The 13,680-nt window shown below is 42.3% G+C and carries 9 protein-coding genes; 2 read left to right on the top strand and 7 right to left on the bottom strand.

The features are described from left to right. Positions 1-6 precede the first annotated feature (6 nt). From H5201_RS16105 to H5201_RS16135, 7 genes are all read right to left on the bottom strand, one after another. Complete coding sequence (locus H5201_RS16105) at positions 7-843, bottom strand: peptidoglycan binding protein CsiV (RefSeq protein WP_182767563.1); 837 nt, start codon at positions 841-843, stop codon at positions 7-9. Beyond that, positions 843-4,316 carry a transcription-repair coupling factor gene (mfd, locus tag H5201_RS16110; protein ID WP_182718579.1) on the bottom strand — a complete coding sequence of 1,158 codons (3,474 nt, stop codon included), beginning with the start codon at positions 4,314-4,316 and terminating at the stop codon, positions 843-845. Before mfd ends, H5201_RS16105 begins: the two co-directional genes overlap by 1 nt. A 44-nt stretch (positions 4,317-4,360) precedes the next feature. Continuing rightward, a complete protein-coding gene (locus H5201_RS16115; protein WP_145233544.1) occupies positions 4,361-5,254 on the bottom strand; it encodes a carbon-nitrogen hydrolase in 894 nt (297 codons plus the stop codon). Beyond that, positions 5,251-6,306 carry an agmatine/peptidylarginine deiminase gene (locus tag H5201_RS16120; protein WP_182718580.1) on the bottom strand — a complete coding sequence of 352 codons (1,056 nt, stop codon included), beginning with the start codon at positions 6,304-6,306 and terminating at the stop codon, positions 5,251-5,253. Before H5201_RS16120 ends, H5201_RS16115 begins: the two co-directional genes overlap by 4 nt. A gap of 87 nt (positions 6,307-6,393) precedes the next feature. Further along, positions 6,394-7,026 carry a PilZ domain-containing protein gene (locus tag H5201_RS16125; RefSeq protein ID WP_149982437.1) on the bottom strand — a complete coding sequence of 211 codons (633 nt, stop codon included), beginning with the start codon at positions 7,024-7,026 and terminating at the stop codon, positions 6,394-6,396. 123 nt (positions 7,027-7,149) lie between these two features. Beyond that, the gene (locus H5201_RS16130) at positions 7,150-10,323 is read right to left on the bottom strand and encodes an efflux RND transporter permease subunit (RefSeq protein WP_182740235.1); all 3,174 of its coding nucleotides are present in this window, start codon (positions 10,321-10,323) and stop codon (positions 7,150-7,152) included. 14 nt (positions 10,324-10,337) lie between these two features. Beyond that, positions 10,338-11,534: an efflux RND transporter periplasmic adaptor subunit gene (locus H5201_RS16135; RefSeq protein WP_182718582.1), complete on the bottom strand. Its 1,197-nt coding sequence runs from the start codon at positions 11,532-11,534 to the stop codon at positions 10,338-10,340. 484 nt (positions 11,535-12,018) lie between these two features. Between H5201_RS16135 and H5201_RS16140 the strand changes: the two genes are divergently transcribed. Next, positions 12,019-12,576, top strand: a complete 558-nt coding sequence (locus H5201_RS16140) for an RNA polymerase sigma factor (RefSeq protein ID WP_145233553.1) — start codon at positions 12,019-12,021, stop codon at positions 12,574-12,576. Beyond that, positions 12,573-13,649, top strand: coding sequence for a FecR family protein (locus H5201_RS16145; protein ID WP_145233555.1), 1,077 nt, complete (start codon positions 12,573-12,575; stop codon positions 13,647-13,649). Before H5201_RS16140 ends, H5201_RS16145 begins: the two co-directional genes overlap by 4 nt. The last annotated feature ends 31 nt before the right edge of the window (positions 13,650-13,680 follow it).

Consider the following 13,680-nt stretch of genomic DNA (forward strand, 5'->3'; position numbering starts at 1 on the left):
CTTTATTTAGTGTTTGAATTTTCTAATTTGTACAATCATGCCCATTTTAGGATGGTCAAAATAATGAATGTCGCCACTTATAACACGTTTGAATTGTGCGAACCGAGCGTGTTGGATTTCACCGTTGGCTTGTCTTTCATTCACATCAAAACTGGCGTTTATAAATAAATAATGGCGCAAGTAAATATTAAAGCTACCGTCTAGCTCCCATTGATCCGCAGCTTGTTCAACTACTGGGGCTATGCTCTGATTGGTGTTGACTAAACTAATAAAGTCATTATTTGTATACTGTGGCGTTTGTGCAATCACAGGTGCGCGTAATAATTTACCGCCAAACAGTTTAATACTTTCAGAGCGAGATTGGCTCGCACCTTCAAAACGCCATCCGGTATGAAGTATAGGCTTGAGTCCTTTTTGCGCCAGCTCTTGCTGTTGTGATATAAATTGTAGCTGTTCGGGAGCAAGTAGGTAGGTTTGCTCCATATCGTCTTTAACAGGCGCTATTGGGCTAAGTGGCAGTGCTGAGTAACTGTGTAGGTAGTCAATACTGCCATCACATAAATTAGAGCGATTGGCACCAATCACAGAATCGGTTAATGACTGTGAATTAAAGCGAGTGTCGCCGTTGATACACTCCTGTTTAGCTTGCGCAGTATAAAGTGGTGTCAGTAAATCAACGCTACGCTTGGCCTTAATTTGCTCTTTGTCTAAGCTAAAATCCTCTTGCAAATAAGGGGCAGGGCGCTGTTTGAATATCAGTACTTCTACTTCAAACCAACGTTCTGCAAATGCTGTGCTACTAAATACACAACACAATAGGATAAGAGATTTTTTAAGCAACATTAATGGCTAACCTTTTTTTCGAAATCTGCAATCATTGCAGTGACCATTTTTAAGCGTTCGCGGGCATTCGCCTCATCGATCGCAAAGCGCAACTTATTTGCACCATCCATTTTATACACCTTAGGTGCACTTTGTATCAAACCTATAATGAAGCTAGGGTTAACCTTAGTATGTTGACTAAACTCAAAATAGCCACCTTTTGGATTTGCTTCAATTTTTTTAATGCCTAATTCGCTGGCTTTGAGTTTCAGTTGTTGCAAACTAAATAGGTTTTTAGTTGCATCAGGCAGCAGGCCGAAGCGATCAATCAGCTCAACTTGTAATTCGTCCATATCATCTAGGTTAGCGCAGCTGGCAACCCGTTTGTAAATACCTAGTCGCGCATTCACATCGTGAATATAATCTTCAGGCAGTAAAGCGGCTAATTTTAAGTCCACTTCACTTTGTTGTTGTAGCAAGTTATCAAGGGTAGGCTCTTTGCCTTCACGAAGAGATTTCACAGCTTGCTCAAGCATTTCCATATATAAGCTAAAGCCGATGGTCTGCATTTGTCCTGATTGATCATCACCAAGCAACTCACCAGCACCACGGATCTCTAAATCGTGGGTTGCGAGTGCAAAACCGGCACCTAAATCTTCCAGTGACTCGATGGCTTCAAGGCGTTTTACAGCATCTTTCGACAGCCCTTTAGGATTACCCGTTAATAAGTAAGCATAAGCTTGATGATGGCTGCGACCAACTCGACCCCGTAACTGATGTAACTGCGCCAAGCCTAGTTTATCGGCTCTATCCATAATAATTGTGTTTGCTGTGGGGATATCAATTCCCGTTTCAATGATGGTAGTACATACGAGTACGTTGTATTTCTGGTGGTAAAATTCGCTCATCAGTTGTTCTAAATCACGTTCGCGCATTTGGCCATGGGCAGAAGCGACGCTTGCTTCAGGTACCCATTCACTAATTTCTTCTGCCACGCGGTCAATAGTTTCAACGTTATTATGTAAAAAGTATACTTGGCCACCACGCTTTATTTCCCGCAATACCGCCTCTCTGATCAAATCTGCATCGCGTTGACGAACAAATGTTTTAACCGCTAAGCGTTTTGCAGGAGGGGTAGCGATGATTGAAAGATCACGCATACCACTCATGGCCATATTTAATGTACGTGGGATAGGTGTTGCAGTGAGTGTTAAAATGTCAACATCGGCACGCAGTGATTTTATCTTCTCTTTTTGACGTACCCCAAACCGGTGTTCTTCATCGACAATGAGCAAGCCAAGATCTTTAAATATAATATCGGCTTGGATCAATTTGTGAGTACCAATGACGATGTCCAAGGTACCTTTAGCCATTTTTTCTAGGGTGTCTTTTTGTTCTTTAGGTGAATTAAAGCGAGACAGCACACCGACTTCAATGGGTAAGTCGGCAAATCGATCTTTAAAGTTTTCAAAGTGTTGTTGTGCAAGCAAGGTAGTTGGTACTAAAACGGCTACTTGTTTATTGTCGTTTACAGCAACAAAGGCGGCGCGCATCGCAACTTCAGTTTTGCCAAAACCTACATCACCACAGACTAACCTATCCATTGCTTGTTTACTTTGCATATCACCTAGCACAGCTTCGATAGCGTTACGCTGATCGTCAGTTTCCTCAAATGGAAACCCATCGCTAAAGACGCGATAAGCAGCACCATCAAGTTTAAAGGCATTCCCCGGTTTTGCTTGGCGCTGGGCGTAAATATCGAGTAATTCAGCGGCCACATCACGTACCTTTTCCGCCGCGCGTTTTTTCGCTTTTTCCCAAGCATCAGATCCCAGTTTATGCAGCGGTGCACTGGCTTCTTCGCCACCAGAATAACGACTGAGCATATGCAGGGCTGACACTGGCACATACAACTTTGCTTCATTGGCATAGGTAATGGTTACAAACTCAGTGATCAGTCCCGCCGCATCAATCGTTTGCAGACCTTGGTAGCGGCCTACACCATGATCCAAGTGTACAATCGGTTGGCCAACTTTAAGTTCAGCTAAGTTACGGATGAGCGCATCTTGGCTAGCTTCGTATTTATGTTTACGACGGCGACGCTGCGATACTTTAATGCCAAGTAATTCTTGTTCAGTAACAATGGATAATGCGGGCTTTGTACCAAGTACCACACTTTGTTCTAGTGGGCTGACAATTAAGCCAACATCGCTACTACTATTTACAAATTCATCGAATGATGAAAACTCTTTAAACTTTAAGCCACTGGGTTTAAGTATAGCGAGCAGAGATTCACGGCGACCATCGGATTCTACTGACAGTAAGATACGGCCTTTTTGTTTCTTTTGCGCTGCTACATAATTTATAAATGCTTGATAGGGTTCATGTAGTTTATGATCAATGCGTATTGCGGGTAACTCGCTGGTGACTAGATTTTTATTGCCTGCTTTTGTCGCGAGTTTTGCTTGCGATAACCGAATGCGAGCAAAGTTGCCTAAATTTTCAAACAGTTCATTAATGGGTTGATAAAGTGCAACTGGCTCAAGTAACGGGCGCAGTGGATCGACTCGACGGTTTTCATAACGCACATTAATATCATGCCAAAAATGCTCCGCAGCATCTTCTAAATCTCCCAGTTGCATCACTGTTGCAGTATCTGGCAGGTAATCAAAGATAGTGGCTAATTGCTCAAAAAACAGCGGCATATAATATTCGATACCAGCAGGCCAATTGCCTTTGGTCACTTGCATATACACGGAATCTTGCGATGAGCTGGCACCAAATTTTTCACGGTAGTTTATTCTAAATCGTTCAACATCGGCTTCGTTGGTAGGGAACTCATGAGCAGGTAGTAATTCAATTTTATCGACTTTTTCATCCGAGCGTTGGCTTTCAACATCAAATAAACGAATGGTATCAAGTTCGTCATCAAGAAAATCGAGTCTAAATGGATGCGGACTGCCCATTGGGTATAAATCAACAATCGAGCCACGAATGGCGTATTCACCATGCTCCATGACTTGTTGCACATGTAAATAGCCTGCTTGCTCTAAGTTACTGCGAAGTTTGTGGGTATCGAGAATATCACCGACTTTAAAATTAATGGTTGAACCATAAATAAACGAAGCAGGGGCGGTACGTAGCATCAAGGTAGACACAGGCACAATTAATACACTTTGTTGTTCTTTTTTTAAAGTATTTAAGGTGGCTAAGCGCGATGAAATTATATCTTGATGGGGTGAGAAATGATCGTAAGGCAACGTTTCCCAATCAGGGAATATCATTACTGGATGCTCGGGGAGCAAGCACTCCAACTCTGTTTCAAGGCGCAATGCACTGGGTGTATCAGGGGTAACAATAAGCACTAAGCCAGCTTGTTGTTTAACTCCTTGTGCAATGGCAATACTTAAACCACTGCCAGTGAGTTGCCCCCATTGAATTTTATCTTTTTGAGATTTTACCCAAGGCAAGGCTGCCCATTGCGCAAACGCCATTTACTACTCCTTTAATGCGCCTCAACTGAGGCGCTAATTTATTCTTAATCGCGATATATTTTGGTTAAATCGTGGTAATGATCTATACGACGGTCGCGTAGGTACGGCCAAATGCGTCTTACATTTTCAGAACGCTTTTGATCAAGTTCAACAAGTAACAGTTGCTCATCAGTGTTGTTGGCTTCTGCTAGCAGTTCACCTTGAGGACCCGCTATAAACGAGTTACCCCAAAATTGAATACCTTCACTTTGACCACTTGGATCACTTTCATGACCGACACGATTACAACTAATCACGGGTACGCCATTGGCAACCGCATGTGCGCGTTGCGATATTACCCACGCATCTTTTTGACGTGTTTTCTCGCCTTCGTCATCACGTGGATCCCAGCCAATTGCGGTTGGGTAAATTAATAGTTCAGCACCGGCCATTGCCATTAAACGCGCAGCCTCTGGAAACCATTGATCCCAACACACTAAGACACCAAGTTTGCCGACAGAAGTTTGAATTGGTTCGAAACCTAAATCACCCGGAGTGAAATAAAACTTTTCGTAAAAGCCTGGATCGTCAGGGATATGCATTTTACGGTATTTACCCGCAATTGTGCCGTCTTTTTCAAGCACTACCGCAGTATTGTGATAAAGCCCTGTGGCACGTTTTTCAAATAAAGAGGCAACAATAACAATGCTTAATTCTTTTGCAAGCTCAGCTAAAGTGTCGCTACTTGGGCCAGGAATAGTCTCTGCCAAATCAAATACATCAACATCTTCGGTTTGACAAAAGTACAGACTGCGATGTAATTCTTGTAACACCACCAGTTGTGCGCCTTGGCTTGCGGCATCGCGAATACCGGCAATTGATTTTGCCATGTTTTGTGCGGCATTATCACTGTTACTTTGCTGCACTAAGGCAACGGTTAAATTTGCAGGGCTGCTCATAATGATGCTCCAGCTAAAAATCCACGGGGTAATTGCATAGTAATGCAGTGTAAACTACCAAATTGATGAATAATTGGTAAGCAGTTTACGCCTATTATTTGATGCTCAGGGTAGGCCGTTTGAATTTGTGCTAAGGCTAATTCGTCATTGGCATCAGCATAAATAGGCACAAGTACAGCTCCATTAATGATTAAATAATTTGCGTAGGTGGCAGGTAACCTGTCGCCATCATCATTAAATACGGCTTTTGGCCATGGTAAATCAATTAAGGTATAAGGTTTACCTGTTGTTGTTTTAAAACCTTGTAACTGCTTTTCCATGGCATCAAGAGCGCTGAAGTGTTGGTCATTTTTATCATCACACTTTACATACACTAAGGTATCATTAGGCGCAAAACGCACTAAAGTGTCGATATGACTGTCGGTATCGTCACCGGCTAAATAGCCATGATCAACCCATAAAAAGTCGGTGGCGCCAAGTTGTTCACGCAAGCACTGTTCAATGTCTTGTTGGGTTAGATTTGGATTACGATTTGGATTAAGCAAACATTCACTGGTGGTCAATAGTACACCGTGTTGATCAATCTCTACACCGCCACCTTCAAGAACTAAATCAAGCGCTTGGTATTGATTGCGCGTATCGGCAAGTTGTTTAACCAGTACCGCATTAATTTTATTATCTAATTCACTGGTAAATTTATTACCCCAGCCATTAAAGATAAAATCAACAATTTTTAGTTGGCTATTATCAGCAACTGCGGCGCAGGTTAATGGGCCATGATCACGTGCCCACGTATCGTTACAGGGAGTAACAACAAAATGCACGCGGCTCAAATCAACAGCGTTGTTGCGCAATAATTGGCTAATGTGTGTTTTTAAGGCTTCATCATGAGCGATGATCACTAATTGCTCTGCATTACAAATATGCTGACATAATTGCACGTATACAGGCTCTACAGCGGTTAAATTGTCGCACCAATCAGTGGCTTGGTGTGGCCAAGTGAGCATAACGGCGTCTTGCTCAGCCCATTCGGGTAAAAGTCTAAAGTTCATGAATTTAATAAACAAACAAAGGTGCTATTAGTTTAGCATTTCAACTATAGCCAAGCCACTTCAAAATGAGGGTTGCTAGTATCTATATTATTCTGGTTTTGTTGGCTCTGTTGTGTCTTGGTTATCAAAGTTATCGCTTTCATGTTGCAGCAGCTGACGCTTTTTCAGTTGTCTGGTTTGTGCATGTAAACTAGCACGTACCACAAGTTCTTGATCAGTATCGCGGATGGCTTTAAAAAGTAGGGTGTATTGGTAGTGTTCATCGTCAATCTTATTAACCGCAACTACCTCGGTGTAACAATAAATAGCAGAGGCTTCATGCTGTAAAAATAATTTAGTGCGAAATGCTTGGCCAATAGAGTAGACTTTTGTATCGGTTAGTTTGACACCGCCACCGCCGTAGCTATCACAATAAATGGCGTTATCTTCGGGCTGCTCTGAGGCTAATATATGGCTCATGATCAAGTCGATTTTACGCGATTGTGCTTGTAAAAATACGGCAAGCTCTTGTGCCAAATCACCAAGGCTACGCAATGGTCTTAACGAGCTTTGCTCTAATTCACTAACCTCATTGGCCAATTTAAATAACGGTGGGATATCTGCTTCTAGTTGCGCTAAGGTAGTAGGCACTTTGCTATCGTCAACAGCAAATAAATTTACTCGATTACTTTCATCAATCTGAAAGTACTGCTCAAACTCGGTTAATTTTTCACTATTCATCATAAGGCTCCTCGACGCAATAGTTTAATAGTAGCGCCGACAGTATAAAATTGCTAGTTATCAAATTACCATAAAAAAGGGCAAACCACTGTTTGCCCTTATATTTTTGTAGCTGAGCTTAAATCATAAATTACCCTCTTGGGTGTCGACATGTTCACGCTTGTGGTGGCTTGCAATTTCATCGGATAAATCTGCTCGCGAGCGTTTTTCAGTAAGTTTGCGCTCAGTTAACCAATAAAAGAACAGTGGTACAAAGAACACGGCAAGGAAGGTTGCTGCCATCATGCCGCCCATAACGCCAGTACCAACGCTATGACGTGCACCTGCACCGGCGCCTGAGCTCAATACTAATGGCACTACACCTAAAATAAAGGCCATCGAAGTCATGATGATGGGTCTAAATCGAAGGCGGGCAGCTTCAAGTGCTGCAGCGCTTGCGCTCCAACCTTGTTGATGTTTCATCAATGCATATTCAACAATCAAAATGGCATTTTTACTGGCTAAACCAAGTAAGGTCACTAAGCCGATTTGGAAGTACACATCGTTAGTCATGCCTACTAACCAGATTGATACCAATGCGCCAAAGGTTCCAAATGGCAATGCTAGCATCACCGATAGTGGCAATGACCAACGCTCATATAGTGCTGCAAGGATTAAGAAAACCATGATCACCGCAAGGCCTAAAGCAATTCCTGTGGTACCTGAGCTGCGTTTTTCTTGATACGCAGAGCCGGTCCAGTCGTAGGTCATATCCGGTGGTAATACTGCTTTTGCAATACGTTCAACTTCAGCAATTGCTTGGCCAGAGCTGTAACCGGGTGCAGCATTACCGAGCAGTTTTACCGCAGGCAAGTTATTATAACGATTTAGATTTTCTGGTCCGCGGCTATATTCAATATTAGTAAACGCAGACATAGGGACCATAGTACCTTGACTGTTTTTTACATAAATTCGTCCAATGTCATCAGGCTTCATTCTAAATTCAGCTTCTGCTGACATGAGTACTTGCCAAGCTCGGCCAAACTTATTGAAGTCGTTCACATAATAAGTACCCAGTGTGCCGGCAAGGGCTGTAAAGGCATCGTCAATTTCAATGCCCATTGCGCGGGCTTGTTCACGATCTACATCAACTTTAAGTTGCGGTGCATTTGGTCGCCACAACGTTTGTAGGCCACTTAAAATAGGGCTTTTTTGTGCTTCAGCCATCATTAAACCCATGGCTTGTTGCAGTTTTTCTGGGCCACCTGCGCCTTTGTTTTGAATATAAAATTCAAATCCGCCAGTGCTCCCTAAACCAAAAATAGCAGGGGGGTTAAACGCTAAAACAAGTGCTTCGTTGATATGCGCAGTTTTCATAAACAGCTCATTAACCAAACTTTTAGTATCAACCTCTCGTTCATCCCAATGTTTTTGGGTGACGAATAAGGTGGCTGCACTGTTTTTATAACCGCCGCCAATAAAATCAAAGCCTGTAAATGCCACCACATTTTCATTGGCAGGATTAGATTGTACGGCGCTAATAACTTCAGCTACTACTTTTTCTGTACGCTCAAGGGATGAGCCGTCAGGTAAGAAAATAGCTGAAATATAGTAGCCTTGGTCTTCATCAGGCACTAATGAACCTGGAGTGCTTTTCCAAAGGCCAATGGTAATTGACACCATACCAATCATCAGCAATAAACCTAATGCTCCTCGGCGCACCATAAAACCAACAGCACCCACATACTTACTGGTTATTTTAGTAAATACACGGTTGAACCATAAAAAGAAGCTTGCGGTTTGTTTATGCTCTTGTTTTAAAATAAGCACACATAAAGCAGGGGTCATTGTTAGTGCAACTATGCCAGATAAGCTCACAGCAATTGAAATGGTGATCGCAAACTGACGGAATAGTTCGCCAGTTAAGCCACCTAGAAATGCAATTGGCACAAACACTGAGCAAAGTACTAGAACAATAGCAACAACAGGTCCTGATACTTCTTTCATCGCTTTTATTGCGGCTTCATGGGCGCTCACATGCTCTTCGTGCATGATACGCTCTACGTTTTCAAGTACCACTATGGCGTCATCCACTACGATACCAATAGACAGTACCATACCAAATAAAGTCAATGAGTTAATAGAATAACCAAGCATATACATGCCAGCAAACGTACCAAGTAATGACACCGGTACGGCAAGAGTTGGGATCAGTGTGGCGCGCCAATTTTGTAAAAATAAGAACACCACTAAGAAAACCAGTACCATTGCTTCAAGTAGTGTTTTCACTACTTCGCGGATCGAGACTTCAACAAAACGGGTGGTATCGTACGAATTTAAGTGAGCAAGTCCAGTGGGAAATTGCTGAGTTAACTCTGCTAATACGCCATTAACTTCTGCTGCTACATCAAGTGCATTGGCACCAGGTTGTAGGAAAATACCTAATAGTACAGCTTCTTTGCCGTTGATAGTGCCTCTGAAGTTATAATCTTTTGCACCAAGTTCAACACGGGCAATGTCTTTTAAACGTAAGCTACTGCCATCAAGGTTTGAACGAATAATGATTTCTTCAAATTGTTCAGGCTCTGATAAACGCCCTTGAGCGGTAACACTGTAAACCAGCTCTTGCGCTGATTGTGAAGTGGGGGTTGCACCAATCGAACCGGCTGCATATTGAGAGTTTTGGCTGCGAACTGCCCCTGCGACTTCTTCAACAGTAACACCGAGCTGACTCATTACATCAGGGCGCAGCCAAATACGCATGGCGTAATCTTTCGCACCAAAAATTTGTACACTCGTTGTACCAGGAACACGTTTAATACGGTCTAAAATATTCAGGGTGACATAGTTTGAAGTCCATAGACTATCACGAGTGCCGTCCGGTGAATAAAACGCATGAACTTGCAAAAAACTCGATGAACCTTTTTGCACCACCACGCCTTGGCGCCGTGTTTCTTCAGGTAAACGAGCTTCAACTTGCTTTACACGGTTATTGACGTTAACTGCTGCTTGGTCAATATCGGTGCCAATTTCAAACGTTATTTCAATGGTTGTTGCACCAGAGCTGGTCGAGGTTGAAGACATATACATCATGCCTTCAACACCGGTAATCGCATTTTCAATCGGCGCGGCTACGGTTTGTTCGAGTACTTCAGCCGACGCACCCGGATAGGCTGCTGTCACTTGCACAACGGGTGGGGCAATTTCAGGGTATTGGGCGATCGGCAAGCTGCGCATGGCAGCCAGGCCCGCCAGCACAATAACAATTGAGATCACAAACGCAAAAATAGGTCTGTCGATAAAATAACGAGAAAACATAAAACTCCCTGCGCCTATTCTGCGCTTACGTTGTTTGTTGCATTGTTAACGGCCACTGGCATGCCTGGAAAGAAAATCTTTGCCATACCATCGATGATCACTTCATCGCCTTGCTGTATGCCTGATTTAATCAACCAAAAGTTTTTATCACCTTGATTATCTGGCTTTTGGATCCACTCACCTACTTCAACGGGAGCTGGGCGCGCAATCGTGCCGCCTTGTTCATTTTTAGCGACTACATAAACAAATTTACCAGTGCCATTATCAAGTACCGCACGTTGTGGTATTACAAATGCATTTTTGCGTACCGCACCACTTAACATCACTCGCACAAATTGACCTGGGCGAAGTTCAAAATCAGTGTTGGGGATAATTGCTTGTAGTTCGCTGGTGCCGGTATTTGGATTAATACGTACATCGGAGAAGTTAACTTTGCCACTTTTATTGGAGAGTGAACCGTCTTGCAATTTAATGCTCGTGTGCCACTGACCTTTTTCTGGCAGCGATAATGAGCCATTTGCAACATCTTGACGCATTTGTAATTGTTCACGCTCAGAAATACCAAATCGTAAACGAATAGGATCAAACTGGGTAATTTGCGTTAATAATAGATCGGGACCTGATACAAAAGTACCTACCGACACAAATTCACGGCCCACCACTCCAGCGACAGGTGCTTTTACTTGCGCATATTCTAAATTCAGTTGGGCTTCTTTTAATGCAACTTTCGCGGCCTCTAACGTCGTGTTAGCAATATCTTGGGTGGAGCTGGCGTTATCATAATCCCGTTGTGAGACTGATTTCTCAGCACGTAGTTTGGCTAATCGTTTCACTTCACGTTCGGCTTGCACTAAAGATGCTTTTGCACCATTAAGAGCTGCTTGCGCGCTTTCAACCGCCAATTGATAGGGGGCTAAATCCACAGTGAAAAGTGACTGACCTTGCTTAACTGTCTGGCCTTCATCAAAGTTACGAGATTCTAGGATCCCCGTTACTCTGGCACGTACTTGAACTTCTTTAGAACCTGATAAGGTTGCCGGTAGTTCAATAGTGAATGGGGCATCTTCATAGGTTGCTATGGTTGTTGCCACAGCTGCTGGATGCATTGCTGCTTGTTCGGCTTTAGGTGCTTCACTACAACCTTGTAGAAACAACGAAGCCGAGGTAAATAAGAATAAAGATAATTTTGATGGTGCGAAAGACAGACGCATGGTTACTCCACAGTTCCAATTGTTAAGTATAAATAATATGTAACATTTTATAAGCTAATAGCATGACATTCTGTTGATTTTATCATCAGCTTGACTTACGTGGTGCTTAATCCATTTAGCTTAGTTAAATACGAGTGTATACCTTAAATTTTTACAGGTATATGCTGGTGTTTATTTTTTTCATTGCATTTTAAAGAGTGTAGAACATATTAGGGCTATATGAACCAAGTCGCAGCAACCGTGGTTTTTAAAGCGTAATTTAGTTTAATAACTAAATAATTGAGCGCTTTTATGCGCCCCGCAATAAAGCTGTTTATAAAATAATGAAGTCATTGTTTTGTATGACAATAGCTTAATTATGACGTGCTGTAAGTGCTTTGTTAGCGAAACTGCTTTAATAACCACAAAATTAACAAATTGCCTTGTAATTGGCGCTAAAACTCGTACCCTAGGCGTAATAATAATAGCAAGGGTAAAGTTAATAATGACGCGCAAGCCGACATTATCTACAACATTTATTGATCTGTCTTCACAGTTGCGACGTTTTGTTTCGCGGATTGTACAACCAGATGACGTGGAAGATATAGTACAAGAAACCTTTGTTAAGAGCTATCAGGCTGATTTAAAACAAGATATTAAATATACGCGCAGTTATATGCTAAAGACTGCCAAGCATTTGGCGCTTAACCATATTGCTAAATGGGATAATCAGCATTGCGATTCATTAGATACCTCTGATGATTATCAGCAGTCGTTGCGATCTATGCAGCTTGAGGATGAAGTGACCTCAAAAGAGCGCTTTTTACTGTTTTGCCGTGCTACTGAGCAACTAAGCCAGCCAGTGCGAAAATGTTTTATTTTAAAGAAAGTATATGGCATGAGCCAAAAAGAAATCGCAGCGCAAATGAAGTTAAGTGAAAGTACGGTTGAAAAACATATTGCCAAAGGTCTGTTACAATCTATGCGCTACATGCAGCAACATGAGCAGTTAGGTGAGCACAGCAGTGCCACTATTGAACCTGCCAGGAGGGTGGGAAAATGAGTAATATTCATCAATTTTCGTCTAAAGATGCTATTCAAGCAGATGCCAGTCGTTGGATAAGTGCTATGGATAGGGGCTTATCAAAGCAAGAACGTATGCAATTTCAGCACTGGGTGCAACAAAATAAAGCTCATCAAGATGCGGTATTTGAGTTAGCCCAGTTATGGGATGAACTGAGCGTATTAAATGAGTTGAGTAGCTTATTTCCCAATAAAAATAGCATCAATAAGCCTGCCCGCAGAGAAATTAATTTTTCGATTGCGGCAAGTGTCTTTGCCGCATTGCTAGTTGCCAGCTTTATATTTGTTGGTATTGAACAGTGGCCAACAACACCACAAGAACAAGCCAAGTACAGTAAAATTTACCGTACTAAAGTCGGTGAGCAAGCAACGTTTGTGCTACCAGATAGTACGATAGTGCAATTAAATACCAATAGCTTATTAGAAGTTGCGTATACAAAAAACCGCCGACAACTGATTTTAAGTCGAGGCGAAGGGCGTTTTAATGTTGCTAAAGATGCCGCACGTCCATTTACGGTGATGGCGGGCGATAAGTCATTTACCGCACTGGGGACTGTTTTTAATGTGCAACGTAATGCAGCATCGGATCTTGAGTTGGTTGTTACTGAGGGTAAAGTGATGATCACGGATCCTTCGGTTGCAGTAAATGCTGATGATTTTGTTCAATTGCAAAGTGCTAGTAATGATACCGACAGTGTGAAAAAAATTAATGCTAGTATTGTTATCTCTGGCGAAAAAGCATTAATTAAAGAAAGCATTACTAAGCCAATCAAACGGTTAACACAAGATGATGTACAACGGGATCTGGCATGGCAACAAGGTATGCTAATTTTTAATGGCGAGTCGTTAAGCGAAGCACTGCAAGAAGTGAGTCGCTATACCGCAACGCGTTTTGAACTTGCTGATCCTGCATTAGCTTCTTTAAAAGTGGCTGGGGTGTTTAAAGCCGGTGATATTATCGGTTTACTTGATAGCCTGCGCATCAATTTAGCCATTGAGCATGAACGTTTAGGTGAACATATCGTAAGCCTAAAACACGGTGATCACAGCTAAGCTTATGCTTGCTCTTTGATTTAAAGTGTCA

The sequence above is a fragment of the Pseudoalteromonas sp. SG43-6 genome, assembly GCF_014164365.1.
In the GTDB taxonomy this organism is placed as follows: domain Bacteria; phylum Pseudomonadota; class Gammaproteobacteria; order Enterobacterales; family Alteromonadaceae; genus Pseudoalteromonas; species Pseudoalteromonas rhizosphaerae.

What these genes read in the sequence shown, in the direction of transcription:
- H5201_RS16105 (WP_182767563.1), bottom strand. Translation starts at nt 843, where the DNA reads ATGTTGCTTAAAAAATCTCTTATCCTATTGTGTTGTGTATTTAGTAGC.
- mfd (WP_182718579.1), bottom strand. Translation starts at nt 4,316, where the DNA reads ATGGCGTTTGCGCAATGGGCAGCCTTGCCTTGGGTAAAATCTCAAAAA.
- H5201_RS16115 (WP_145233544.1), bottom strand. Translation starts at nt 5,254, where the DNA reads ATGAGCAGCCCTGCAAATTTAACCGTTGCCTTAGTGCAGCAAAGTAAC.
- H5201_RS16120 (WP_182718580.1), bottom strand. Translation starts at nt 6,306, where the DNA reads ATGAACTTTAGACTTTTACCCGAATGGGCTGAGCAAGACGCCGTTATG.
- H5201_RS16125 (WP_149982437.1), bottom strand. Translation starts at nt 7,026, where the DNA reads ATGAATAGTGAAAAATTAACCGAGTTTGAGCAGTACTTTCAGATTGAT.
- H5201_RS16130 (WP_182740235.1), bottom strand. Translation starts at nt 10,323, where the DNA reads ATGTTTTCTCGTTATTTTATCGACAGACCTATTTTTGCGTTTGTGATC.
- H5201_RS16135 (WP_182718582.1), bottom strand. Translation starts at nt 11,534, where the DNA reads ATGCGTCTGTCTTTCGCACCATCAAAATTATCTTTATTCTTATTTACC.
- H5201_RS16140 (WP_145233553.1), top strand. Translation starts at nt 12,019, where the DNA reads ATGACGCGCAAGCCGACATTATCTACAACATTTATTGATCTGTCTTCA.
- H5201_RS16145 (WP_145233555.1), top strand. Translation starts at nt 12,573, where the DNA reads ATGAGTAATATTCATCAATTTTCGTCTAAAGATGCTATTCAAGCAGAT.